The 23,640-nt window shown below is 62.3% G+C and carries 24 protein-coding genes; 14 read left to right on the forward strand and 10 right to left on the reverse strand.

All coding sequences use genetic code 11. From position 1 onward, the window contains the following. Positions 1-37: 37 nt before the first annotated feature. A complete protein-coding gene (cynR, locus tag C6Y56_RS16545; protein ID WP_169430793.1) occupies positions 38-916 on the reverse strand; it encodes a transcriptional regulator CynR in 879 nt (292 codons plus the stop codon). 120 nt (positions 917-1,036) lie between these two features. On the opposite strand from cynR, the gene cynS reads away from it, so the two are divergent. From cynS to C6Y56_RS16565, 4 genes are all read left to right on the forward strand, one after another. Beyond that, positions 1,037-1,501 (forward strand): cyanase, encoded by a 465-nt coding sequence (gene cynS, locus C6Y56_RS16550; RefSeq protein ID WP_011334741.1) that lies wholly within the window; start codon positions 1,037-1,039, stop codon positions 1,499-1,501. An 83-nt stretch (positions 1,502-1,584) separates the two neighbouring features. Then, positions 1,585-1,821, forward strand: a complete 237-nt coding sequence (locus tag C6Y56_RS16555) for a DUF2790 domain-containing protein (RefSeq protein WP_169430794.1) — start codon at positions 1,585-1,587, stop codon at positions 1,819-1,821. 12 nt (positions 1,822-1,833) lie between these two features. Continuing rightward, positions 1,834-2,493: a carbonic anhydrase gene (locus C6Y56_RS16560; RefSeq protein ID WP_169430795.1), complete on the forward strand. Its 660-nt coding sequence runs from the start codon at positions 1,834-1,836 to the stop codon at positions 2,491-2,493. 171 nt (positions 2,494-2,664) lie between these two features. Beyond that, on the forward strand, positions 2,665-3,438 hold the full coding sequence (locus tag C6Y56_RS16565) for an alpha/beta fold hydrolase (protein ID WP_169430796.1): 774 nt from the start codon (positions 2,665-2,667) through the stop codon (positions 3,436-3,438). A 47-nt stretch (positions 3,439-3,485) separates the two neighbouring features. Here C6Y56_RS16565 and C6Y56_RS16570 read toward each other — a convergent pair whose 3' ends face one another. Continuing rightward, on the reverse strand, positions 3,486-4,988 hold the full coding sequence (locus tag C6Y56_RS16570; protein ID WP_169430797.1) for an aldehyde dehydrogenase family protein: 1,503 nt from the start codon (positions 4,986-4,988) through the stop codon (positions 3,486-3,488). Between the two features lie 69 nt (positions 4,989-5,057). Further along, a complete protein-coding gene (gene glsB / locus C6Y56_RS16575) occupies positions 5,058-5,966 on the reverse strand; it encodes a glutaminase B (RefSeq protein ID WP_085711458.1) in 909 nt (302 codons plus the stop codon). A gap of 360 nt (positions 5,967-6,326) precedes the next feature. Here glsB and C6Y56_RS16580 point away from each other — a divergent pair, with 360 nt between their 5' ends. Then, the gene (locus tag C6Y56_RS16580; protein ID WP_169430798.1) at positions 6,327-6,524 is read left to right on the forward strand and encodes an HvfA family oxazolone/thioamide-modified RiPP metallophore; all 198 of its coding nucleotides are present in this window, start codon (positions 6,327-6,329) and stop codon (positions 6,522-6,524) included. A 57-nt stretch (positions 6,525-6,581) separates the two neighbouring features. Then, positions 6,582-7,097, forward strand: a complete 516-nt coding sequence (locus tag C6Y56_RS16585) for an HvfX family Cu-binding RiPP maturation protein (protein ID WP_169430799.1) — start codon at positions 6,582-6,584, stop codon at positions 7,095-7,097. Positions 7,098-7,100: 3 nt separating this feature from the next. Here the strand turns inward: C6Y56_RS16585 and C6Y56_RS16590 are convergent, their stop codons facing one another. Continuing rightward, complete coding sequence (locus C6Y56_RS16590) at positions 7,101-8,696, reverse strand: L,D-transpeptidase family protein (RefSeq protein ID WP_169430800.1); 1,596 nt, start codon at positions 8,694-8,696, stop codon at positions 7,101-7,103. A gap of 152 nt (positions 8,697-8,848) precedes the next feature. Between C6Y56_RS16590 and C6Y56_RS16595 the strand changes: the two genes are divergently transcribed. From C6Y56_RS16595 to C6Y56_RS16610, 4 genes are all read left to right on the forward strand, one after another. Beyond that, positions 8,849-9,562, forward strand: coding sequence for a murein L,D-transpeptidase catalytic domain family protein (locus C6Y56_RS16595; RefSeq protein WP_169430801.1), 714 nt, complete (start codon positions 8,849-8,851; stop codon positions 9,560-9,562). Between the two features lie 167 nt (positions 9,563-9,729). Beyond that, positions 9,730-9,987 (forward strand): DUF2790 domain-containing protein, encoded by a 258-nt coding sequence (locus tag C6Y56_RS16600; RefSeq protein ID WP_169430802.1) that lies wholly within the window; start codon positions 9,730-9,732, stop codon positions 9,985-9,987. Between the two features lie 9 nt (positions 9,988-9,996). Further along, positions 9,997-10,668, forward strand: coding sequence for a heavy metal response regulator transcription factor (locus C6Y56_RS16605; protein WP_169430803.1), 672 nt, complete (start codon positions 9,997-9,999; stop codon positions 10,666-10,668). Further along, positions 10,665-12,071, forward strand: a complete 1,407-nt coding sequence (locus C6Y56_RS16610) for a heavy metal sensor histidine kinase (protein WP_169430804.1) — start codon at positions 10,665-10,667, stop codon at positions 12,069-12,071. Before C6Y56_RS16605 ends, C6Y56_RS16610 begins: the two co-directional genes overlap by 4 nt. Before the next feature lie 54 nt (positions 12,072-12,125). Here C6Y56_RS16610 and C6Y56_RS16615 read toward each other — a convergent pair whose 3' ends face one another. Next, on the reverse strand, positions 12,126-13,517 hold the full coding sequence (locus C6Y56_RS16615) for an MFS transporter (RefSeq protein WP_169430805.1): 1,392 nt from the start codon (positions 13,515-13,517) through the stop codon (positions 12,126-12,128). A 104-nt stretch (positions 13,518-13,621) separates the two neighbouring features. Between C6Y56_RS16615 and C6Y56_RS16620 the strand changes: the two genes are divergently transcribed. Beyond that, positions 13,622-14,509 (forward strand): LysR family transcriptional regulator, encoded by an 888-nt coding sequence (locus C6Y56_RS16620; protein WP_169430806.1) that lies wholly within the window; start codon positions 13,622-13,624, stop codon positions 14,507-14,509. On the opposite strand, the gene C6Y56_RS16625 is transcribed toward C6Y56_RS16620, so the two are convergent. Next, positions 14,506-15,126, reverse strand: coding sequence for a cell wall hydrolase (locus tag C6Y56_RS16625; protein WP_169430807.1), 621 nt, complete (start codon positions 15,124-15,126; stop codon positions 14,506-14,508). The two genes, C6Y56_RS16620 and C6Y56_RS16625, sit on opposite strands and share 4 nt — an antisense overlap. 201 nt (positions 15,127-15,327) lie before the next feature. Between C6Y56_RS16625 and C6Y56_RS16630 the strand changes: the two genes are divergently transcribed. Further along, a complete protein-coding gene (locus C6Y56_RS16630; protein WP_169430808.1) occupies positions 15,328-16,179 on the forward strand; it encodes a CAP domain-containing protein in 852 nt (283 codons plus the stop codon). 82 nt (positions 16,180-16,261) lie between these two features. Here the strand turns inward: C6Y56_RS16630 and C6Y56_RS16635 are convergent, their stop codons facing one another. From C6Y56_RS16635 to C6Y56_RS16650, 4 genes are all read right to left on the reverse strand, one after another. Then, positions 16,262-16,414, reverse strand: a complete 153-nt coding sequence (locus C6Y56_RS16635) for a DUF2474 domain-containing protein (RefSeq protein WP_169430809.1) — start codon at positions 16,412-16,414, stop codon at positions 16,262-16,264. Further along, positions 16,401-17,417 carry a cytochrome d ubiquinol oxidase subunit II gene (gene cydB / locus C6Y56_RS16640; protein ID WP_169430810.1) on the reverse strand — a complete coding sequence of 339 codons (1,017 nt, stop codon included), beginning with the start codon at positions 17,415-17,417 and terminating at the stop codon, positions 16,401-16,403. Before cydB ends, C6Y56_RS16635 begins: the two co-directional genes overlap by 14 nt. Before the next feature lie 16 nt (positions 17,418-17,433). Further along, positions 17,434-18,849 carry a cytochrome ubiquinol oxidase subunit I gene (locus C6Y56_RS16645; RefSeq protein ID WP_169430811.1) on the reverse strand — a complete coding sequence of 472 codons (1,416 nt, stop codon included), beginning with the start codon at positions 18,847-18,849 and terminating at the stop codon, positions 17,434-17,436. Positions 18,850-18,958: 109 nt separating this feature from the next. Next, the gene (locus C6Y56_RS16650; RefSeq protein WP_169430812.1) at positions 18,959-21,283 is read right to left on the reverse strand and encodes an FdhF/YdeP family oxidoreductase; all 2,325 of its coding nucleotides are present in this window, start codon (positions 21,281-21,283) and stop codon (positions 18,959-18,961) included. Positions 21,284-21,639: 356 nt separating this feature from the next. On the opposite strand from C6Y56_RS16650, the gene moaA reads away from it, so the two are divergent. Next, positions 21,640-22,638, forward strand: a complete 999-nt coding sequence (gene moaA, locus C6Y56_RS16655; protein ID WP_169430813.1) for a GTP 3',8-cyclase MoaA — start codon at positions 21,640-21,642, stop codon at positions 22,636-22,638. 28 nt (positions 22,639-22,666) lie between these two features. Beyond that, entirely contained in the window at positions 22,667-23,566 is a 900-nt protein-coding gene (locus tag C6Y56_RS16660; RefSeq protein WP_096820198.1) for a bestrophin family protein, read from the forward strand. The last annotated feature ends 74 nt before the right edge of the window (positions 23,567-23,640 follow it).

Here is a 23,640-nt window from a genome sequence, read left to right on the forward strand (position 1 = left end):
AAGGAGCAGGCCCTTTTTTATTGATCGCAAACCCTGTTCATGAACGGGTTTCCAGCACCATCTCCATGAACGCCACAGATGCCGCACTGTGATAGTTGTTCTGGCGCCGCAACAACGCCGCCCCTCGCTGCGGCGCCTCACTCTCCACACGTAACCGGCGCAACGCCCGGTCCTCGGTCGCAATCGCCTCCGGCAGCATGGTCGCAATCGGCGCATGCCGGATCACTTCAAGCAACGTACTCACCGAGTTCACCTCGATCTGCACCTTGGGCGTGATGCCGTGCTGGCGGAAGTACTCATCAATCGACAAGCGCGTGATGAAGTCCGGTGCCAGCAAGGCGAAATCCAGTTGCGCAATGTCATCCGGCGTCAGCACTGCAGCGCTGTCATACAACGGATGCCCACGCCCGACCATCACTCCCAGCGTCTCGACAAACGCCGGAATGCATTCAATGTCCGGGTTGCGCACCGGGGTGAAGGCAATCGCGATGTCCAGCGAGTCATCCGCCAGCCCGGCCTCGATGTCGTCCATCGACAGCTCGAAAATCTCCAGGTGAATCCCCGGATAACGCGCCACGTAGTCTCGCACCAATGGCCCGACCAGATATGCCATGAAGGTCGGGGTCATGGCCAGGCGCAACGAGCCTCGGGACAGATCCTTCACGTCATGCAACGCGCGTTTGCCCGCCTCCAGCTCCACCAGCACCCGCCGCGCACATTCTATGTAGGCCTGACCGGCGTCGGTGGGTTTGACCGAACGCGAGGTGCGATCAAACAAATCCACACCGAGGCTTTCTTCCAACTGGCGGATCTGTTGCGACAAAGTCGGCTGCGACACATGCAGCGCCTCGGCCGCCCGGGTGAAGCCACCGTGATCGGCCACGGCCAGCAGGTATCGCAAATGTCGCAACAGCATGGGACGCTCCATCTATAGGCATTGCTTATGCTTTGCATTGTATATCGGTCTTGGACGCTATGGATCAATCGGCAGAAGATGAATCCCACACAGCAAGCCAACCCCGAAAGGAGAAACACCATGCAATCTCAAGCCTACAACGACAGCCGCATCGCCCTGACCACCCGCGCCCTGGATGCCAAGGCTCAGAAAAACCTGTCGTGGCAGGATCTGGCCGACGGCACCGGCCTGAGCCTGGCCTACGTCACCGCCGCCCTCCTCGGCCAGCATCCACTGCCGAAAGCCGCTGCCGAAGTGGTCGGCGACAAGCTTGAGCTGAGCGCCGAAGACGTCGCCGCTCTGCAAATCATCCCGCTGCGCGGCAGCCTCGACGGTGTGCCGACCGACCCGACCATCTACCGCTTCCACGAGATGATCCAGATCTACGGCACCACCCTGAAGGCACTGGTTCACGAGCAATTCGGTGACGGCATCATCAGCGCGATCAATTTCAAGCTCGACATCAAGAAAGTCGAAGATCCTGAAGGCGGTTCCCGCGCCGTGGTCACCCTCGACGGCAAGTTCCTCCCGCTGCGTCCGTTCTGATCCCTCCGGGCCCGCACCTCGCGTGCGGGCTCATCCAAACCTGATTCGCCAAGTCGTCACCCCACCTGCCTGGAGGCTGCCCCATGCAAAAAATTCTGTTGACTCTGGCCCTGCTCGCCGGCCTTACCGCCCAGGCCCAGGCTGATGAAGAGGCCGTCGCCTATCACTACGGCATGTCTCTGGATATCGCTGAAGTCGTGAGCATCACCCCGGTCGCCGACGTCTGCGGTGTAGTGCCGGTCGAGATGACTTACCTCGACAGTCACGGCGCAAAACACATTCTTCAATACAGCGAGTTCGGCACCGGCTGCTCGAACTGAGAGGACTGCCCCATGAAAAACCTGATCGAAGGCTTTCTGAAGTTCCAGAACGAAGCGTTCCCGCAACGCACTGAACTGTTCAAACACCTGGCGACTACCCAAACCCCGGGCACCTTGTTCATCACTTGCTCCGACAGCCGTGTAGTGCCCGAGCTGCTGACGCAACAAGAACCCGGCGAGCTGTTCGTGATCCGCAACGCCGGCAATATCGTGCCGTCCTACAGCCCGCATCCGGGCGGGGTTTCGGCGACGGTGGAATACGCGGTAGCCGTGCTCGGCGTCACCGACATAGTGATCTGCGGTCACTCCGATTGCGGCGCCATGACCGCCATCGCCCAGTGCAAATGCATGGATCACCTGCCCGCCGTCAGCGGTTGGTTGCAACATGCCGAGTCGGCGAAAGTGGTCAACGAATCACGGCCACACGCCAATGACGCGGCCAAGCTGAGTTCGATGGTGCGCGAGAACGTGATCGCCCAACTGGCGAACATCCAGACCCACCCGAGTGTGCGTCTGGCCCAGGAGAAAGGCTTGCTGAACCTGCACGGCTGGGTCTACGACATCGAGACCGGTTCCATCGATGCCCTCACAGCCGACCGTCGCACCTTCGTCTCGCTGGCCGAACAGCCGTCGACGTGCGCAGTGCATGGCCAGACGGTCGATGCCGCCTGAACCGAACGCCCCGCACCTGTCGGGGCGTTTGCTTTGTATCAGCGTGTAGCCAGCACCCCGCCAGACACAGTTCCATGCACCCGAACCGGGAGGCGGACACATCCCCGATACAGCGAACGCCTTGAATAAGCCCGAACGCTGCATCCCTCCTCCCGACACAAGGAACACTCGATGAACAAGCTGTTTGCAGGACTGGCCCTTACCGCCGCCATGGCCGGCGCCACCTCGGCGATGGCCGCCGAGAAACCCACCGTGGTGCTGGTGCACGGTGCCTTTGCCGATTCCAGCAGTTGGAACGGTGTGGTGAAGATTCTGGAAAAGGACGGTTATCCGGTAATCGCGGCGGCCAACCCGCTGCGTACGCTCAAGGGTGATGCGCAATCGGTCGCCGACGTGCTGGCCGGCATCAAATCGCCGGTGGTGCTGGTCGGCCATTCTTATGGTGGGCCGGTGATCAGTGAAGCCGCGTACGGCAACGCCAACGTCAAGGCACTGGTGTATGTGGCAGCGCTGGCGCCCGAAGCCGGTGAAACCGTGGCCGGGCTGGCCGGAAAATTCCCCGGAAGCACCCTCGGCCCGACTCTGGCGCCGCCCGTTGCGTTGAAGGACGGCGGCAAGGATCTGTACATCCAGCAGGACAAGTTCCACGACCAGTTTGCCGCCGACGTACCGAACGCCGACGCGAAACTGATGGCCGCGACTCAGCGCCCCGTTACCGAGGCGGCGCTCAACGAAGCCGCCAGTGAGCCAGCGTGGAAGACGATTCCGTCATGGTTCGTGTATGGCGACAAGGACAAGAACATCCCGCCGCAAGCCATGGCGTTCATGGCCGAACGGGCGCACGCCAAAAAGACCCTTGTGATTAAGGGCGCGTCCCACGTGGCGATGGTGTCGAATCCGAAAGCCGTGGCCAGCCTGATCGAATCCGCCGCCACCGCCAAGTGACAAGAAAACGCCGCGCCTGTCATTGCGACAGGCGCGGCGTTTTTGTTTTAGCGTTTTACGCCCAGATCGACCTGGGTCATGCGGCTGCGGACGGTGAACACACCGTCACCCGAGAGAATCGCGCTGCGAGCAAACAGGCGACCGCTTTCCCAGTTCGAAAGCCCCAGCTCCGGCTTGTTCAGCGCATATTGGCCATCGACCCAACGGGTGATGCCATTGCCCACGAACGGCGCGTTGACCGCGCTGTAAAAACGCTCCTGAACCGCCGCGTCTTCGCTGATCAACGATACGGTGAACTGCGGGCTGTAGCGGTTGAACAGCGCGATGGCCTGATCCAGATCGTCGACGATCATCAGGCTGGTTTCCGGGGTTTCTTCCCATTCCCACTCACGGCCCAGTTGTGCTTGCGGCAATGGTTCGGCCAAGGCTTCGGTCTGATAGCCCTCGGCACGATAAACCTCGACCGTCGCGCTCTGCCAATCGCTCGGCAGGTAACCCTCACTGCCTTCGACGATGTGCAATTTGCAGCCCTGACCGCGCGCAGTACCGGCCTGTTGCAAGGCGTCGAGGAACAACGGCACCAGTTCAGCGGCGCGATCGCGCTGGATCAGGCAGACGTTCAAGGTGTTGCAAACCTTGCGATCCAGCGAGTTGCGTACCACGGCGGAGAAGCGTTTGGCGTCGGCATCACGATCGGCAATCAGCCACGCGCCACCGGTGCCGTGCAGGCTGACAGCGGTGCCGGCCTGCTGGGCAATGCTGCCCAACTGGCTGACCGCACGGCCCGAACCACGGGCCACGGCCAGCGACAGACGCCGGTCGGCGAACATCGCCCAACCAGCGGCGTGGTTGACGCTCTCCACCAGCGACACCGCCCCCGCCGGCAGACCGGCATCGGCCAGTGCCGGGTTCAGGGCATGGGTGACGATGGCCTGTGCGGTGCCCAATGCATCGCTGCCAATGCGCAGTACGGCTGTGTTGCCGGTGCGCAATACACCAGCGGCGTCGGCGAAGACGTTCGGCCGACCTTCGAACACGAACGCAACGATGCCCAGCGGCGACACCACCTGCTCGACCTTCCAGCCGTCATGTTCGACGCTGCTGATCACCTTGCCACGGGTGGCCGGCGCGTCGCGCCAGGCACGCAGGCCGGCGATCATGTCGCGGCGCATGCGCTCGTCGGCGAGCAAACGGGTAGTCGAACGACCGCGAGCCTTGGCCCGTTCGATGTCGGCGAGGTTGGCGGTTTCGATCAGTGCCCAGGCGTCCGGGCTTTCCAGGCGTTGGGCGAACAGATCGAAGAAGCGGCTAATGGCCTCATCCGACACAGCAGACAACGCAGTAAACGCCGCCGCTGCACGCTCGATCGCCACCGACGCGGCCTGCTGATCCGCCACCGGAATCAGCAACAGCTCGCCGCTCACCTGCTCCACCAACAGGTGGTCGCCGGGTCGGAAACGCTCGGCCAGTTCGGGGCTGACCACGGTGACGCGGTTACCGGCGAAAGGGATAGGCGTGCCAGCGACGAGACGTTCGAGCGCGAGAGACATGGAGCGGATTCACCATATTGAGGGCGGCCGGAAAATGTATAGGTTGGCCTCCCTCAAAGCAACACAGGCTCAGAACACCGACCAGCCGATCCGCGAACTGAGCATTTCCAGCGCCGCCATGCCCGCCAGCGAGTTGCCCGCCGCATTGAGTTCCGGCGACCACACGCACACCGTGAATTGCCCGGGCACCACCGCGACGATGCCACCGCCGACACCGCTTTTGCCCGGCAGGCCAACGCGGTAGGCGAAGTTGCCGGCTTCGTCGTACAGACCGCTGGTGGCCATGATCGAGTTGACTTGCTGGGTCTGGCGGCGAGTCAGGATCTGTTCGCCGCTGTGCTTGCAATAGCCGTCGTTGGCCAGGAAGCAGAACGCCCGGGCCAGGTCGATGCAGCTCATGCGCAACGCGCAGTGGCTGAAGTAGCTGCGCAGCACCGCTTCGACGTCGTTGTGGAAGTTGCCGAAGGATTGCATCAGGTAGGCCATCGCCGCGTTGCGTGCGCGGTGCTGGTATTCGGAATCGGCGACCTTGCCATCGACCATCACCTGCGGATTGCCCGACAACCGACGCACGAAATCACGCATCGACAACGCCGGGGCGGCAAAGCGCGACTGGTTGATGTCGCAGATCACCAGTGCCCCGGCATTGATGAACGGATTACGCGGGCGACCGCGCTCGAACTCCAGCTGCACCAGCGAGTTGAACGGCTGGCCGGACGGCTCGTGACCCAGGCGTTCCCAGATTGCCTCGCCGGAGTGTTCGATGGCCTGAACCAGGCTGAACACCTTGGAAATACTCTGCACCGAGAACAACGTCTCGGCATCGCCGGCGCAATACATTTCGCCGTCGTTGCCATACACGGCGATGCCCAATTGGTCCGGCGGCACGGTGCCGAGGGCGGGAATGTAGTCAGCCACCTTGCCCTGCCCGATCAGGGGCCGGACAGCGTCAAGGATCTCGTTCAACAGCGCTTGCATGCCGGGTCTCGAAGTCTCGCCCCATGGGATTGCGGGGACACCGTGGCTAGACGCTGCGGGGCTGAGGCAAATCACACATTCGGAATAATTGGAGATCCATTGTGGGAGCGAGCCTGCTCGCGATGAGGCCAGCACAGCCAGCATACTCGGCGCCTGAGCCACCGCTATCGCGAGCAGGCTCGCTCCCACAGTTTTTAGCAGTCTGTGTATCGCAGTGTGTACGGCCCGACGCCCGACACATCCCGCGCACAAATCCGGCCCTTCGCGACACATCCCCGATACAGCCCGACGCTCAAATGAACCTGTCGATCGGCAGCCCCGATCAAGCCTTTGAACCCACATTTTTATCGGAGATTCACCATGACCAAGCTCTCGAAAACTTCTTTGACGCTCGGCCTGCTGTTGGCTGGCGGCCTGGCCCTGTCCAACGCGGCTTCGGCTTCCGAGGCCTTCAGCGTCAAGCAACTGGATCACGGCTACAGCCAGGCCCAGGCCGACACCCCGGAAAAAACCTCGGAAGGCAAGTGCGGCGAAGGCAAGTGCGGTGCCAGCGAATAACCCTCTTCACGGGGCACGTCGGTGCCCCGTTTTCCCTTGATTGAACGGAGCCATCCCATGACCACTGCTCTCTCGACCGTCGTCAAAGGCCTGCACCTGAATCTTGATCGCGCAGGCCAATGGCTGGCGCCGCTGACCCTGCGCCTGTTTATCGCCTGGGAGTTTTTCGAATCGGGCCTGGAGAAATTCAACGGCCAGAACTGGTTCGAAGACATTCAGGAGCGGTTCCCGTTTCCCTTCGATCGTCTGCCGGCCACGCTGAACTGGGAGCTGTCGATGTGGGCCGAGCTGATCTGCGCCCTGGCGATCCTGATCGGGCTGGGTACGCGGATCTCGGCGATTTCGCTGATCGTGGTGACGGTCGTCGCCACCGCTGCGGTGCACTGGCCGGCAGACTGGTCGTCCTTGAGCGAACTGGCCCAGGGCTACGCGATCACCAACAAAGGCTTCGGCAACTTCAAGCTGCCGGCGATCTACCTGGCCGCACTGGTGCCGCTGGTGTTCGCCGGGGCCGGCAAGTTGAGCGTGGATGCGTGGCTGGCGCGGCGTTTCTGGAAACGCGCCAGCCACTGAAGATCAAGGCGCCCGGTCGAGCCCCGCCAGCAATGCGCTGTCACGGCTGTAGATGTCCGGCGCGTACACCAGCCGGCCCTGCCCGTCGACCTGCGCCGTCCAGTAAGTCATGAGGATCGGCACCGGATTGCTCAGGCGAAACTCATGGGTGGTGCCGGTGGCGAGCAAGGTGTCGGTGCGGGCCCTTTCCGCCGGGCTGAGCAGGAAGTCGCGCAGTTTCATCGGATGCTCGACCCGCACACAACCGGAACTGAACGCCCGTGGCCCCTTGTCGAACAGCGCCTTGCTCGGTGTGTCGTGCAGGTACACCGAGAACGGGTTGGGGAAACGGATGACCATTTGCCCCAGCGGGTTGCGCGGCCCGGCGTCCTGGCGCAAAAGGATATTGCCGGGGTTGTCCCAGTCGATGTCGGCAGCAGCCAGTGGCTGGCCGTTGGCGTCGAGCACTTGCAGGTTCTGACGGCTGAGGAAGGTCTGGTCCTTGCGGATTTCCGGCAGCTTGTCCTCCTTCCAGATGGTCGGCGGCACGGTCCAGGTCGGGTTCAGCGTCAAGCGAGTGACCCGGGATTTGAGCAATGGTGTCTGGCGTTCGGCGCGACCGACCTGGGTGCGGGTCTGCCACACCGGCAGGCCGCCCTGATACAGGGTCAGTTCGGCAGCGGCAACGTTGACCAGCAGGCCGTCGGGCTCCATGTCCTGGGCCAGCCAGCGGAAACGCTCAAGGTTGACCCGCAGCTGTTCGCGGCGAGTCAGTGGGCTGATGTTCATTTCGGCAATCGTTCCCGGCCCGACCACGCCGTCGGCCTGCAACGAATGGCTGGCCTGGAAGCTTTTCACGGCCTCCACCAAAACACCGTGATAAGCGTTGTCCGGCGTGCCGACCACATGGCTCAAATAACCTTCGCTGTACAGCCGCCTGGCAAGTTCCGGCACGCGTTTGTCTTCCATGTCCGGGCGCAGCAGCGGCCCGTTGCCCACCGATTGCCAGTGCGGCAAGGCCTGCAGGCGTTGCGCGGCATAGAGGTGGCGCAGATTCTGGTATTGCGCCAGGCGCGGGCGGGCCAGATCGAAGGCGGCGGCAACGTCATGCATGCCCGGCACGGCGATGGCGAGCAGCTCCGCCTGTCGGTCACGGGGCGTATCGTCGGCATGCCAAAGCGGCTCGAAGTGAGACTGCAGAAGGCGACCGTAATGCAGGTCCTGCAAGGCCTGCAGGTAGTTGCGGCTGATGTCGATGTCAGCGCACAGCTCGCCATCCTGCGGGGCCGTGTCGGCGACCGGATAGCGTTTCGGATTGAGGCCATCGTCGGCCAACAGCTGCAATTGCGCGTGCAAGGCCGGCAATTGCCCGGCCGCCGCCCAGACCGGCATCCAGTCCTGCTGCTGGTAGAAGGACTGCAACTGCTCCAGGGCCGGGCCGCTGAGACGGGCGGCAATCGCCGGGCAAGCCTGCGGCAAACCGATCAGCACGGCGTGCAACGGACTTTGCGGCTCCACGGGCACTTGCGCCGGGAGTGCCGGCAATGGCTCTTCGGCGCAAGCGACAAACGGCGCAGCGAGCAAACAAATGCTCAAGTAGCATGCGTACTTTTTGAACAACTGCTTTACTCCAATCCATGGCCGTCTTGATTGACGGTCAACCTTACATCAGGTGCGGTGATACAGTCAGGTCCGATTCGCGGGCCTGCCGGGGACGACTGGACGTCAGGAGCCAAAGTGCCAAACATGTAGCCAGTGAGGATTCACTTTAAATGTTGACGTTTTTGCGCCGACTTCTGCTGACTGCCACTGCCATCGGGCTGGTGACCAGTCAGGTTTTTGCCGCCGGCACCTCGCAGCCGGTTCTCTATAGCAGCCTCGCCCACGCCGCTCCGGAACTCAATCCCCAGGCGCTTAAAGGTGCCCTGAACGCCATGCAATGCGCAATCAACAACGGCGCGAAGCAGTCCCGGCACCTGGCGATCATCGATTATTCGCAACCGTCCACCGAGCGGCGCCTGTGGATCTTCGACCTGACGCAGAAAAAACTGATCCTGCGCGACCTGGTCGCCCACGGCTCAAACTCCGGGGACAACTTCGCCACCCGGTTCTCCAACCGTGAAGGCAGCTTTCAATCCAGCCTCGGCCTGTTCCGCACCCAGGAAAGTTACGAAGGCACCCACGGTTATTCGCTGCGCATGGACGGTCTGGAGCCGGGCGTCAACGACATGGCCCGCGATCGCGCCATCGTGATCCATGCCGCCGACTACGTGAATCTGTTCTGGAGCAAACGTACGGGCCGACTGGGTCGCAGCCAGGGTTGCCCGGCGGTGCGGCCGCAGGTCGCCAGACGGGTGATCGACAGCCTGAAGGACGGGCAGTACATGTTTTCCTGGTATCCGGACCAGCATTGGCTGAAGTCCTCGCCGTACCTCAACTGCCAGCCACAGCAGATTGCGAGCATTCTCAGCACTCACGGCAGCTGAAAGTCTGCGCTGTAAAAATCATCCCCTGTTCCCACAGGGGATTTTTGTTTTCAGGGTTTCATTACAACTTTGTCATTGAGTTGTCGGTTTGCCGAGCGGATCGCTCGGTAGCCTGAAGTTGTTCCGGCACACCTGCCGATCCACTTCACCGACCCGAGTGACTCATCATGAAAACCCTGATCCTGGCCTTCACCGCCCTCCTCGCCACCGGCTCCGTGTTCGCCGCCGAAATGCCCGAGCACACGGTCATTCACGACACCAACGGCTTTTACGTGCATCTGGATGTCGACAAAGTCCTTTCCAGCACCGATATTTCCCAGGCCTGCGGCATCATCCCCGCCCGGCTCAATTACCTCGACCACCAGGGCCGCGAACATGTGCTGGACTATCAAGTGCAAGGCAGCGGCTGCACGAATGATCATTGAGGCACGTTCATGAACATCCTTGTCGTCGAAGATGAACCCAAGGCCGGCAACTACTTGCTCAACGGCTTGCAGGAACTGGGCTACAGCGTGAGCCTGGCCCGGGACGGCGCCGACGGTCTGCACCTGGCACTGGAATTCGATTTCGACGTGATCGTGCTGGACGTGATGATGCCGAAAATGGATGGCTGGGAAGTCCTGCGCCGGCTGCGCAAGGAAGCCCACACGCCGGTGCTGTTCCTCACCGCCCGGGACGACATCGCCGACCGGGTCAAGGGCCTGGAGCTGGGCGCCGACGATTACCTGATCAAACCGTTTTCCTTCGCCGAACTGGTGGCGCGCCTGCGCACCCTGACCCGGCGCGGGCCGATTCACGAAGAAGAGCAATTGCAGGTGGCCGATCTGCAGATCGATGTGCTCAAGCGCCGGGTCACCCGCGCCGGCAGCCGGATCACCCTGACCAACAAGGAGTTCGCCCTGCTGCAACTGTTCGCCACCCACGAAGGGCAAGTGCTGTCGCGCTCGCTGATCGCCTCGCGGGTGTGGGACATGAATTTCGACAGCGACACCAATGTGGTCGATGTCGCCGTGCGCCGCCTGCGGGCGAAGATCGATGATCCGTTCCCGCTCAAGCTGATCCACAGCGTGCGCGGCATCGGCTACCGCTTCGATACCCAGCCATGAAAATCGCCGGCACGTATTCCCTGACGCTGCGCCTGGCGCTGGTGTTCGCGGTGCTCGCCTTCGCGTCTCTGGCGGGCCTGGGCGCGGCGCTTTACAACCAGCTGGAAGAACAACTGACCCGCCGCGACGACATCCAGTTGGTCAGCCGCATCGATCAGTTGCGCACCATCCTCAACGACAGCAACACCCTTGAACTGATCCAGAACAAACCGGCGCTGTTCCAGAACATGCTCGGCAACCGCGAAGCGCTGTTGACCATCGGCGCACCGGGGCAACCGCCCTTGTTCGTGGTCAATCCCAGCAACCTGACATTGCCGACCGTGCCCGCCGTGCCGATCAACCATGTGATGGCCCTCAACGATGTGCAGCACCTGCCGAGCATCAACGGCGTGCCGTTCTCGGCGGTGGCGGCCAATATCGACTCCGGCGATCAGGGCAATCTGCAAGTGCTGATCGGCAAGGTGATGAGCGAGCGCACGGCGATGCTCGCCAGCTATCGACTCAGCGTGTATGGCCTGGCGTCACTGGCGGCGATTGTCCTGGCGCTGGTTGGCTGTCTGCTGGTGTATCGCGGCCTGCTGCCGCTGCGGCGGATTGCCCGGCATGCCCACGGGATCGGCATCGCCAACCTCGGTGAACGCCTCGACCGCCACGGCACGCCCCGGGAATTGCAGCCGATGATCGAAGCCTTCAATGCGATGCTGGACCGGCTCGACCGAGGTGTTGCGCAACTGAGCCAGGTCTCCACTGACATGGCCCACGAGCTGCGCACGCCGATCAACAACCTGCTCGGCGAAACCCAGGTCGCCCTGCAACAGCACCGCAGTGTCGACGCCTACCAGCAGTTGCTCGCCTCCAACGTCGAAGAGCTCGAACGGCTGGCGCGGATGCTCGACAACATGCTGTTTCTCGCCCGCACTGACCCAACCAGCGCGCTGAGCCAGCGGCAGGAGCTGGACGCCTGCGATGAGATGCAACGCATTGCCGATTACTTCGAAGGGCTGGCGGCGGACGTTGGCGTCACCATCGAGGCCAGTGGCAGCGGCGTGATCTGGGCCGAGCCGATGCTGCTGCGCCGGGCGCTGGCCAATCTGTGCGCCAACGCGATCAAGTACGGCGCGGCGGATTCGACGTTGCAGGTCGAAGCCATCGCCGAAGCGGATGGCAGCTACCTGCGAGTGCGCAATCACGGGGCGACGATTCCCCCCGAGCATCTGTCGCGACTGTTCGAGCGGTTCTACCGCGTCGATCCGTCTCGCGAACGCTCGGCCCAATCCAACGGTCTGGGCCTGTCGATTGTCGCGACCATCATGCAGTTGCATCAGGGCCGCTACAGCGTCACCAGCGTTGACGGCGTCACCTGCTTTGAGCTGTTCTTTCCGGCCCGCCAACTTCGGGATTGAGTACTCTTTGTGGGAGCGAGCCTGCTCGCGATAGCGTCGGATCAGCCAGCTTAATCAGCGCCGGACACTCCGCATCGCGAGCAGGCTCGCTCCCACAGGGCTGCAGCCAAGGCCGAGGGCAGCGATCATTAACACCGTGGCAACACCAAAAGTGACATGTAATCCGCTGGCAATCACTTCAGTCGATGCCTGAGTCGGATCGTCCGTGGCCAGGGCAAACACCGCGCCCATCGCCGCCGCCCCGGTGATCAAGCCCAGATTGCGCGACAACCCGAGCATGGCCGAGACCACGCCGCGCTGATCCTGCGCGACGCCGGACATCAACCCGGTGTTGTTGGCGGCCTGGAACAACGCATAACTCAAGGCCACCACCGTGATCGGCAGCACATACGCAAGCACTCCGAGACTCATCGGCAACAGCGCCAACAAACCGCAACCGCAGCCCAGGCCGAGCAAAGCGCCGGGCACCACCCGCCGCGCGCCGAAACGATCCACCAGACGCCCGGCCGGTACGCCGCTGAACGCCGCCAGCAACGGCCCGACCGACAACACCAGGCCGACCTGAGTACTGCTGAGGCCCAAGCCTCGGCTCAGATAAAACGGCCCGACCACCAGCGTGGTCATCATCACCGTCGTCACCAGCAAGGTCAGCGCAAGACTGCTGCTGATTCGCGTATCGGTGAACAATGACAAGTGAATCAGCGGTGCCTTGCTCCGTTTTTCGACCAGGACGAACAACCCAACACCCAACAGGCTGAGCAAGAGCAATGCCGGGGTGAATCCTTCAACCGTCATCGCCAACGCATAAGCCGCCAATGTCAGCATCAGCACGGCGGTGCCGGGATAATCGAACGCCATACCCGTGCGAGCGCTTCGATCCTTCGGCAGATAGCGATACACCAGCCAGCCATTGAGCAATCCCAACGGCACGTTGATTACAAAGATCGACTGCCAGCCAACATGCGCCATCAACAGCCCACCGAGCGACGGCCCGAGGGTGGTGCCGGTCGCCGACATCGTGGCCAGCAAGCCCATCGCACTGCCGGCCCGGGATTTGGGCACCGCATCGGCCACCAGCGCCACCGTCAGCGCGAACATGATCGCCGCGCCCAGGCCTTGCACCGCCCGCGCGCCGATCAGCCAGGCGAGGCTCGGCGCCAGTGCGCAAGCCAGGGAAGCGGCGCTGAAAATACCGATGCCGATCAACAGCAAGCGCCGCCGCCCGAAGCCGTCACCCAGCCGCCCGACGCTGACAATCAACGTGGTGACCGCCAGCAGATAGGCCAGCACGATCCACTGCACTTGTTGAAACGTCGCATCGAATGCCGCCGCCAACGTGGGCAATCCGGCGTTGGCGATGCTGGTGTCCAGCGACGGCATCAACATCGACAGCGCCAGACTGGTCAGCGCCCAGCGGGCGGAAGGACTCAGGGATTCTCGGTGCATGGGAGGCTCATTGCGGCAGAGGTCGTGGGACATAGCCTGAGCCTCGACAATACGAGGCGCAAGACGCATGCTTTGCACTTGATACCTGCATGGAACGCCATGTCATGAATGCACCGGATCTGAACCTGTTGATTACCCTCGACGTGTTGCTGAGCGAAGGCAGCGTCGCCCGCGCCGCCGAGCGCCTGCGTCTGAGCCCTTCCGCCATGAGCCGGGCGCTGGCCCGGCTGCGCGAAACCACCGGGGATCCGCTGCTGGTGCGCGCCGGTCGTGGGCTGGTGCCAACCCCGCGTGCCCTGGAGCTGCGCGACCGGGTCAGTTATCTGGTGCAGGAAGCCGAAGCGGTTCTGCGCCCGGCAGAAGTGCTCGATCCCGGTCAGTTGCGGCGCACCTTCACCCTGCGCAACACCGACGGGTTTGTGGAAACCTTTGCCGCCGCCCTGCTCGCCCGCATCGCCGAAGAGGCGCCCGGCGTGCGCCTGCGCTTTGTGCAGAAGGCCGACAAGGACAGCACATTGCTGCGCGCAGGCCGGGTGGATCTGGAAACCGGCGTGGTCGACGACAGCACCGACCCGACGCTGCACAGCCGCATCCTGTTCCGCGATCAGTGGATTGGTGTGGTGCGTGAGGGACATCCGCTGAGCAGCGGCAAGGTCAGCGCCAAACGCTTCGCCTCGGGCCAGCATATTCTGGTGTCACGCCGTGGTCGCAGCAGCGGACCGGTAGACGAGGCGCTGCTTGCTTTCGGCCTGAAGCGGGACATCGTCACCTCGTTCGGCGGGTTTTCGGCAGCGCTGACACTGGTCCGAGAGTCCGACCTGATCGCCACCGTCCCGGAACGCCACACCAGCAAACTGCGAACGGGACTGTTCAGTTTCGCCCTGCCATTGCGCATGCCGGACATCAGCGTGTCCATGCTCTGGCATCCACGCATGGACGCCGACCCGGCGCATCGCTGGTTGCGCAACTGCGTGAGGGAAGTCTGCGCTTAGCGCGCCTCTCCATCCTTGGGTTTGTAAAACAGGAATTTCCCGGTCTCGGCGGTCTTGGTGTACTCCTTGGCCCAACTCGGGTCGACGTTGTGATCGTGGAAGTACAAAGCGCCGCGGGTGCGATCGATGAGCTGACGGTTCAGGGCCTTGCCCGCGATCTCCTTGGCCAGCGCATATTCGGCGTCTTCCTTGACCTGATCGGACTTGCCGTCGCACCACCAGGAAAACTGGCAACTCTTGGTTTCCGAACCCTGTTTGACCACCTCGCACACGGTGCCGGGGAATCCGTCGTGGCCGAGGCGGTTCATCACCACGCTGGCCACGGCTTCCATCTCTGCCGTGTCCTTGCCCTTGGCCTCCCAATAGATGCTGCGCGCCAGACAGGTGATCGGGTCGTCGAGCGGCGCGGTGCCGGCCGGGTCGACGGCTTGCACCTCTTTGGGGGTGATGGCTTCGGACTTCGGCGCCGGGGGCGCGTTGGGCTTGTCGGCCGCTTTCTCTTCCAGTACCTCGGCTTTTGCCTCGGCCTTTTCCTTGATCGGCGCCTGATCGGTGGCCAGCACCGCACCGCTCAGCAGGGTCAATAAAAAACAACAGATCAGCCCGTGCAATTTCATGATCGTTTCTTCCGGCAGCGCCCGATGCGGGCAAAGTGTTGCGTGGCTGAGACGCCCGGTTTCCGGGGACTTCGCAGAGTGTAGACGGCAGAATCCGGCGCAACGTTCCGCGCTGAAAACCACTCGATGAAGAAAAAAGACATTGCACGACCCCGGGGCGTTTCGCGCATCATGGGCACTCTCAGCCCAAGGGAGATTTCCATGCGCTTCATGCCATCCGTTCTGCGATTCGCCGCGTTGTCCGTGGGCCTGGCGCTGGCCGCTTCGGCCATGGCCAGCGATGAGTCGCAATTGATCGAGTCGATCAACAGCTACCGCAGCCAGCCCCAGCGTTGCGGTGCGCAGGCGTCCAGTGAATTGCCGCCGCTGTCGGCCGACCCGCGCCTGCGTCTGCCCGCCAGTGGCATGGTCGATCTGCAACAGGCCATGGCCAGCGCCAGCTACCCGATGGTCAACGTGCAGGCGATCACCCTCAACGGCCCTCGCGATCCGGTTTCAGCGATGAAGGCGATTCAGGAGAGCTTCTGTCAGGTGGTGCTGGATCCGCAGTTTGTCGATATCGGCGTCAGCCGCGCCGACCGAGACTGGCGCATCACGTTGGCGCGGCCGCTGTTGTCCGCCCGCCTGGGTGACGGACAAGCCGAGGGCCAGAAACTGCTGACGCAACTCAACGCCGCCCGCAGCCAGCCACGCCAGTGCGGCGGCCAGGCCTTCTCCGCGGCTGCGCCATTGGCGTGGAATGCGGTGCTCGGCGGTGTCGCTCAGGATCACAGCCGCGAGATGGCCAACAACAACTATTTCGACCACAAGGACCGCAACGGCGGTACCCCCGGTGATCGCGCGGAACTGGCCGGTTACAGCGGCCAGCTGGTTGGCGAGAACATCGCCGCCGGGCAGGACACCGTGCAGAAGGTCGTCGATGGCTGGCTCGCGAGTCCCGGCCACTGCGCCAACCTGATGAACCCGCAGTATCGCGAACTGGGTGCTGCTTACGCAGTCGACCCGAAGAGCAGCGCCGGGATCTACTGGACGGCGATGTTTGGCGGGGAATAAACCTCAAGGTTCTTTCCCCCCAAGAGGAAAACCCAAAATGCAGGCAATAAAAAACCGGAGCCAGGCTCCGGTTTTTTTATGGTCAGTGGATTCTCATTCCCGCCGCATACATCGCCAGTTTCAGCAGGCTCGCCACCACCGCCAGTGACACCACGCTGCCGGACCAGATCAGCAGCAGCCAGCCCAGGCGTTTGTACCAGCGGCTTTTCACTTCACGCATCTCAATGGTAGCCATCACCAATCCTCACTTTGCCGCGGAACACGTAGTAGTTCCAGAAGGTGTACATCAGGATCACCGGCAGGATGAACAGTGCGCCGATCAGGGCGAACAACTGGCTGGTGGCCGGTGAGGCCGCCGCCCACAGGCTGACCGAGGGCGGAATGATGTTCGGCCAGATGCTCAGCGCCAGCCCGATGTAGCCGAGGAACATCAGCACCAGGGTGAACACGAACGGCCAGTGGGTGTGTCGCTGACGCAGCGAACGCAACAGCCCGAACAGCGACAGCACCGCCAGCACCACCAGCCCGGCGAACACGGTCAGGTGCGCATGGTTGAACCAGCGAGTGGCCAGTTCCGGATGCAGTTGCAACGTCCACGCGCCGATCACCACCACCATCGCCAGCAACAGCCACGCCAGCGGACGGCTGTAGTGACGCATCCGCGATTCGAGCATGCCTTCGGTCTTGACCAGCAGCCAGGTGCTGCCGAGCAAGGCGTAAGCAATCACCAGACCGACGCCGCAGACCAGCGGGAACGGCGCCAGCCAGTCGAGACCGCCACCGGCAAACTGCCGATCCACCACCGGAATCCCGGCCACATACGCGCCGATCACCACGCCCTGGGAGAACGTCGCCAGCAGCGAACCACCAATGAACGCCCAGTCCCACAGATGACGTTTTTCGGTCGGTGCCTTGAAGCGAAACTCGAACGCCACCCCGCGAAAAATCAGCCCCGCGAGCATGAAGATCAGCGGCAGATACAGCGCCTCCAGAATCACTCCGTACGCCAGCGGAAATGCGCCGTACAACGCCGCACCGCCAAGCACCAGCCAGGTTTCGTTGCCGTCCCAGACCGGCGCGACGGTGTTCATCATCACGTCACGTTCCTGCTCGTCGCCGATCAGCGGGAACAGGATCCCGAGGCCCAGATCGAAGCCGTCCATGATCACGTACATCATCACGCCGAAGGCAATGATTACGCCCCAGATCAACGAGAGATCGATACCTTGAATACCCATGACTCAACGCTCCTTTTCAGTGGATCCGGGTCGCGGATTCGAGGTTGTCGGTGACCGCCGAAAGTGGCCGGCGCGGGGTCTGCACCTGAGTGCCTTCGGGCGGATGTTCGTGGTGCGGCTGCGGGCCCTTGCTCACCAGTTTCATCATGTAGCCGATGCCCACGGTGAACACCGAGCAGTAGATGACGACGAACAGCGCCAGCGAGGTGCTCATCTGCGCCACCGAGTGGTGGGACGCGGCGTCATGGGTACGCATCAGTCCATACACCACCCACGGCTGACGCCCGACCTCAGTGGTGATCCAGCCGGCCAGCAACGCGATCAGACCACTCGGCCCCATCAACAGCACCAGTCGCTGGAAGCCGCGATGTCGGTAGACCTTGCCGTGGCGCCGCAACGCCAGCCCCAGCACGCCGACCAGAATCATCAACATGCCCAACCCGGCCATCACGCGAAAGCTCCAGAAGATCACGGTCGAGTTCGGCCGGTCTTCTTTCGGGAAACTCTTGAGCGCCGGGATCTGCTTGTCGAGGCTGTGGGTGAGGATCAGGCTGCCGAGGTACGGAATCTCGATGGCGTATTTGGTTTTCTCCGCCTGCATGTCCGGAATGCCGAACAGCACCAGCGGGGTCGGTCCGTTGTCGGGGTTTTCCCAGTGGCCTTCGATGGCAGCGATTTTCGCCGGTTGGTGCTCCAGGGTGTTCAAGCCATGGGCGTCACCGACCACCGCCTGAATCGGTGCAACGATCAGCGCCATCCACAGCGCCATGGAAAACATCTTGCGCACCGGTTTGCTGTCATTGCCGCGCAGCAAATGCCAGGCCGCCGAAGCGCCGACGAAGAACGCCGTGGCGACGAACGCGGCAATCGCCATGTGCGCCAGGCGGAACGGGAACGACGGGTTGAACACGATGGCCAGCCAGTCGACCGGCATCACCCGGCCGTCGACGATTTCGAAGCCTTGCGGGGTCTGCATCCAGCTGTTGGAGGCGAGAATCCAGAAGGTCGAAATCAGCGTGCCGATGGCGACCATCACCGTGGCAAAGAAGTGCAAGCCACGGCCCACACGGTTCCAGCCGAACAGCATCACCCCGAGGAACCCGGCCTCGAGGAAGAACGCGGTCAGCACTTCATAGGTCAGCAACGGCCCGGTGACGCTGCCGGCAAAATCAGAGAATCCGCTCCAGTTGGTGCCGAACTGGTACGCCATGACCAGCCCCGACACCACGCCCATGCCGAAGTTGACGGCGAAGATCTTCGACCAGAAATGGTAGAGATCGCGGTAAGTGTCGTTGCGGGTTTTCAGCCACAGGCCTTCGAGCACCGCCAGGAAACTCGCAAGACCAATGGTGATCGCCGGGAAAATGATGTGGAACGAAACCGTGAACGCGAATTGAATTCGCGCCAGGTCCAGTGCCTCCAGGTTGAACATGATGTTGTCCTCATCCAGGCTGAAAAGCGGCGGCACACGGCCGGGCCACCGCCAGGCGCGAACGCCTGCAGCCAGTCAAATTGCAAAAGGGTTGGATCGCGTGAGTCGGTTACACCACCGACGACGGAATCAGGTTGCTCGTCTCGGCCGCTTCGAGGCGGATCGCCACGAATTTGGAGGTTGGCGTGTAGGTGCGGTCGCCGTAGCTTTCCAGCGGCACCAGCGGATTGGTTTCCGGGTAGTACGCGGCAGCCTGCCCGGCGGGAATGTCGTAGGCGATCAGCGTGAAACCGCTGACCCGACGCTCGCGCTCGTCGCCCCACAGCGCCACCAGATCGACCTTTTGCCCCGGTTCAAAACCGAGCCGGCGGATGTCCTGCTCGTTGGCGAACACCACGTCGCGCATACCGTAAACACCGCGATAACGGTCGTCGAGGCCGTACAGCGTGGTGTTGTACTGATCGTGGGAACGCATGGTTTGCAGGATCAGGTGCGGCTTGACCGGCAGGTTGCGCACGCCTTCGCTGATCAAATGTTCCGGCAGCACGCACGGGGTGAACTGGGCCTTGCCGGATTCGGTGTTCCAGACCCGGTCGGAAGCGTTGTTGCCGAGGTGGAAACCGCCGGGGATCAGCAGCTTCTCGTTGAAGTTCTCGAAACCCGGAATCACGTCGGCGATCAGGTTGCGGATGCGCCCGTAGTCGCCCACCGCCCATTCCCAGTCGATCGGGTGTTTGCCCAGCGTCGCGGCGGCGATCCCGGCAATGATCGCCGGCTCGGATTTCAGGTGCGCCGACTTCGGCTTCAGTTGGCCGAACGACAAATGCACCATGCTGAAGGTGTCTTCCACGGTCACGCCTTGCGGGCCTTCGGCCTGCACGTCGATGTCGGTACGGCCCAGGCACGGCAGGATCAACGCATCACGCCCGGTCACCAGATGGCTGCGGTTGAGCTTGGTCGAGATGTGCACGGTGAGATCAAGTTTGCGCATCGCTGCATGGGTGCGCGGGGTGTCCGGCGTGGCTTGGGCGAAGTTGCCGCCCAGACCGATAAACACCTTGGCTTCGCCACGTTCCATGGCGCCAATCGCCATGACCGTGTTGTGGCCGTGCATGCGCGGCACCTTGAAGTTGAAGCGTTTTTCCAGGGCGTCCATCAGTTCGGTCGGGGCCAGTTCGTTGATGCCCATGGTGCGGTCGCCCTGCACGTTACTGTGGCCGCGCACCGGCGACAGCCCGGCGCCCGGACGGCCGACGTTGCCGCGCAGCAGTTGCAGGTTGATGACTTCCTGCAGGGTCGGCACCGAGTGCACGTGTTGGGTCAGGCCCATGGCCCAGCACATGATCACGCTCTTGGCCCGGGCATACATGCGCGCGGCCAGTTCGATGTCATGCAGCGGCACGCCGGACTGCTCGACGATGTGCTCCCAACGCGTGGCATCGACTTCGGCCAGATAGCTGTCGAGACCCGAGGTGTGCTCGGCAATGAAGGCGTGATCGAACACCGCCTCGCCGCCCGTGGCCTGAGCTTCACGCTCCCACTCCAGCAGGAACTTGGCCATGCCGCGAATCATCGCCATGTCGCCGCCCAAGGCTGGACGGAAATACGCGGTGTTGGTCGCTTCCCAGCCGTTGCTGAGCATTTCGATCGGGTTCTGCGGGTTCTGGAATCGCTCCAGCCCACGCTCCTTGAGCGGGTTGATGCACACCACCTGAGCGCCGCGCTTCACCGCTTCACGCAGCGGTTCGAGCATGCGCGGGTGGTTGGTGCCGGGGTTCTGGCCGATCACGAAAATCGCGTCGGCGTGGTGCAGGTCTTCATAGACCACCGTGCCTTTGCCCACGCCCAGGCTCTCGCCCATGCTCACCGCACTGGCTTCGTGGCACATGTTCGAGCAGTCCGGGAAATTGTTGGTGCCGTAGGCACGAACGAACAACTGATAGAGAAACGCCGCTTCGTTGCTGGCGCGACCCGAGGTGTAGAACTCGGCCTCGTGGGGCGATTTCAGGCCTTTGAGGTGTTTGGCGATCAGTGCGAAAGCGTCGTCCCAGGTGGTTTCGACATAGCGGTCGACCCGCGCGTCGTAGCGCATCGGATGGGTGATCCGGCCCTGATATTCGAGCCAGTAATCGCTTTGCTCGGCCAGGGTCGACACCGTGTACTTGTTGAAGAATGCCGGGTCGACCAGGCGGCCGGTGGCTTCCCAGTTCACCGCTTTGGCGCCGTTCTCGCAGAACTTGAGCATGCTCGCGCCGGGTGCTTCACCCCAGGCGCAACCGGGGCAGTCGAAGCCGCCGTTCTGGTTGGTCTTGAGCATGGCGCGGATGTTCTTCAGGGCGTTTTCACTGCCCAGCCAGTTCCTGGTGAGGCTGATCACAGCGCCCCAACCCGCAGCGGCGCCCTTGTAGGGTTTGTAACGGTCGACTTGTGACATGGGACTTCTCCATGACGATGCACACAGGCAAAAACCTGATCGGGTTTAAACAGCGACGACTGACTTTCAAGTTCAAAAGCGGTCGTTTCGTTTGACGGGGCCAAGGATAGGAACCGCTGCAAAAACTTGTCTAATCGCTATTAATGACTGCGTTATCGAAAGCATCTATCACGGACTTAAACCCTTTAAATACGGGCACTTGCAAAACCAGGAAGCGATAAATCCGTAATAATTATTTCATCATCGACAGCATCAATCGGCCGGTAATCAAGAGTGATTGGACGCTGTTCGAAGTTGCTCATAACCTGCGCCGACCCAATCCCTTCAACAGCGGATTTCACCCAAGCGAGGCTGTCATGTCAGAGCGCGTCTTGATCGATGGTTACAACCGCCGCGTCGACTACCTGCGCATGTCGGTCACCGACCGCTGCGACTTCCGCTGCGTCTATTGCATGGCTGAAGACATGCAGTTTCTGCCCCGGCAACGAGTACTGACGCTGGAGGAGATCTATCAAATGGCGCAGAGTTTTGTGGCGCTGGGCACCCGCAAGATCCGCCTGACCGGTGGTGAACCGCTGATTCGTCCCGGGGTCGTCGGGTTGTGCAAGCAGATCGCCGCCCTGCCCGGCCTGCGCGAACTGTGCCTGACCACCAACGGCTCGCAGCTCGGCAAACTTGCGGGCCCGTTGTTCGACGCCGGGCTCAAGCGCCTCAACGTCAGCCTCGACAGCCTTGACCCTGTGCTTTTCAAACAAATGACTCGCACCGGTGACCTGGCCCGGGTGATCGACGGCATCGACGCCGCACGCGCCGCCGGATTTACCCGCACTAAACTCAACTGCGTGGTGATGCAGGGCCGCAACGATCACGAGATCAACGATCTGGTGCAGTTCGCCATCGAGCGGGATCTGGATATTTCTTTCATCGAGGAAATGCCGCTGGGGATCATCAGCGAACACAGCCGCGCCGAGTCGTTCTTCTCCAGTGCCCAGGTGCGTGAGCGGATTGCCGAGCGCTACACCCTGATCGACTCCGCCGAGTCGACCCAGGGCCCGTCGCGCTACTGGCGGCTGGCCGAAGCGCCGCACATTCGGCTGGGGTTCATCTCGCCCCACAGCCACAACTTCTGCGGCACCTGCAACCGGGTGCGGCTGACCGTCGAGGGGCGTTTGCTACTGTGTCTGGGGAACGAGCATTCGGTGGACTTGAAAGCGGTGCTTCGGGCTCATCCGGGCCAACCGGAACGCTTGGAGAAAGCCATTATCGAAGCGATGAAACTCAAGCCTTACCGGCACAATTTCGAAGTGAACGACGACGTGCAAGTGGTGCGTTTCATGAACATGACCGGCGGCTGAGCCGCCACGTTTTCAAGGCAAAAAAAGCATGATCATCCGGCCCAAGATCAATCAGTTCGCCGTCCTGTTTACCCTCAAGGGTTCAATTGCCAAGCGCATCGCCCTGCGCACCCTGATGGTGACGTTGCTGGCGTCGGCCATCGTGCTGGTGGAAATGCTCCACCCGAGCAACTTCACCAAGGTCAACGCCACGCCGTTCACCTTGCTTGGTCTATCGCTGTCGATCTTCATGAATTTTCGCAACAACGCCTGCTACGACCGCTGGTACGAAGCACGCAAGGCCTGGGGTGAAGTGATCGTGCATGTGCGCTCGGTGATTCGCGAGACCCATGTGATCCGCGAATCGGCCCAGCGTCGGTTATTGCTGCTTAACCTTTGTGGGTTCGCTCATGCGTTGAATGCGCGGTTGCGCCGGGAAAACGAAGCGGCTGCCAGCGCCGAATGGATCACCCCGCAACACGATGCGCAGGTGCCGGACTACAGCGGGCGGATCCTGCAAACCGTCGGTCAGCAATGTTCCGATCTGCATGAAGCGGGCGATCTCAGCGAATGGCGCTACATGCTGCTGGCCAATCACCTGACCAGCCTGACCCAGGCGCAGGCGGTGTGTGAGCGGATCAAGAACACGCCGCTGCCCTTCCCTTACACCTTGCTGCTGCACCGCACGATTTACCTGTTCTGCATCCTGCTGCCGTTCGCCATGGCCGAACCGCTGGGCTGGCTGACGCCGCTGTTCACGGCGATTGTCAGCTACACCTTCTTCGGGCTGGATGCGATTGCCGATGAGCTGGAAGACCCATTCGGCCGGGATGAAAACGACCTGCCGACCGATGCGCTGGTGCGGGGTATCGAGCGGGACATTCTTTCGGAGCTGGGGACTGAGCCGTTGCCGCCGGCGCTCAAGCCCGTCGACTACGTACTCAGCTGAAGTTGATGCACCTCTGTTTACCTGTGGGAGCCAGCCTGCTGGCGATAGCGGTGCCTGATCCAACTGATTTGCAA

The organism is Pseudomonas fluorescens, from assembly GCF_012974785.1.
Classification (GTDB): Bacteria; Pseudomonadota; Gammaproteobacteria; order Pseudomonadales; family Pseudomonadaceae; genus Aquipseudomonas; species Aquipseudomonas fluorescens_BT.

Coding starts and splice junctions, on each gene's coding strand:
- cynR (WP_169430793.1), bottom strand. CDS start 916: ATGCTGTTGCGACATTTGCGATACCTGCTGGCCGTGGCCGATCACGGT.
- cynS (WP_011334741.1), top strand. CDS start 1,037: ATGCAATCTCAAGCCTACAACGACAGCCGCATCGCCCTGACCACCCGC.
- C6Y56_RS16555 (WP_169430794.1), top strand. CDS start 1,585: ATGCAAAAAATTCTGTTGACTCTGGCCCTGCTCGCCGGCCTTACCGCC.
- C6Y56_RS16560 (WP_169430795.1), top strand. CDS start 1,834: ATGAAAAACCTGATCGAAGGCTTTCTGAAGTTCCAGAACGAAGCGTTC.
- C6Y56_RS16565 (WP_169430796.1), top strand. CDS start 2,665: ATGAACAAGCTGTTTGCAGGACTGGCCCTTACCGCCGCCATGGCCGGC.
- C6Y56_RS16570 (WP_169430797.1), bottom strand. CDS start 4,988: ATGTCTCTCGCGCTCGAACGTCTCGTCGCTGGCACGCCTATCCCTTTC.
- glsB (WP_085711458.1), bottom strand. CDS start 5,966: ATGCAAGCGCTGTTGAACGAGATCCTTGACGCTGTCCGGCCCCTGATC.
- C6Y56_RS16580 (WP_169430798.1), top strand. CDS start 6,327: ATGACCAAGCTCTCGAAAACTTCTTTGACGCTCGGCCTGCTGTTGGCT.
- C6Y56_RS16585 (WP_169430799.1), top strand. CDS start 6,582: ATGACCACTGCTCTCTCGACCGTCGTCAAAGGCCTGCACCTGAATCTT.
- C6Y56_RS16595 (WP_169430801.1), top strand. CDS start 8,849: ATGTTGACGTTTTTGCGCCGACTTCTGCTGACTGCCACTGCCATCGGG.
- C6Y56_RS16600 (WP_169430802.1), top strand. CDS start 9,730: ATGAAAACCCTGATCCTGGCCTTCACCGCCCTCCTCGCCACCGGCTCC.
- C6Y56_RS16605 (WP_169430803.1), top strand. CDS start 9,997: ATGAACATCCTTGTCGTCGAAGATGAACCCAAGGCCGGCAACTACTTG.
- C6Y56_RS16610 (WP_169430804.1), top strand. CDS start 10,665: ATGAAAATCGCCGGCACGTATTCCCTGACGCTGCGCCTGGCGCTGGTG.
- C6Y56_RS16615 (WP_169430805.1), bottom strand. CDS start 13,517: ATGCACCGAGAATCCCTGAGTCCTTCCGCCCGCTGGGCGCTGACCAGT.
- C6Y56_RS16620 (WP_169430806.1), top strand. CDS start 13,622: ATGAATGCACCGGATCTGAACCTGTTGATTACCCTCGACGTGTTGCTG.
- C6Y56_RS16625 (WP_169430807.1), bottom strand. CDS start 15,126: ATGAAATTGCACGGGCTGATCTGTTGTTTTTTATTGACCCTGCTGAGC.
- C6Y56_RS16630 (WP_169430808.1), top strand. CDS start 15,328: ATGCGCTTCATGCCATCCGTTCTGCGATTCGCCGCGTTGTCCGTGGGC.
- C6Y56_RS16635 (WP_169430809.1), bottom strand. CDS start 16,414: ATGGCTACCATTGAGATGCGTGAAGTGAAAAGCCGCTGGTACAAACGC.
- cydB (WP_169430810.1), bottom strand. CDS start 17,417: ATGGGTATTCAAGGTATCGATCTCTCGTTGATCTGGGGCGTAATCATT.
- C6Y56_RS16645 (WP_169430811.1), bottom strand. CDS start 18,849: ATGTTCAACCTGGAGGCACTGGACCTGGCGCGAATTCAATTCGCGTTC.
- C6Y56_RS16650 (WP_169430812.1), bottom strand. CDS start 21,283: ATGTCACAAGTCGACCGTTACAAACCCTACAAGGGCGCCGCTGCGGGT.
- moaA (WP_169430813.1), top strand. CDS start 21,640: ATGTCAGAGCGCGTCTTGATCGATGGTTACAACCGCCGCGTCGACTAC.
- C6Y56_RS16660 (WP_096820198.1), top strand. CDS start 22,667: ATGATCATCCGGCCCAAGATCAATCAGTTCGCCGTCCTGTTTACCCTC.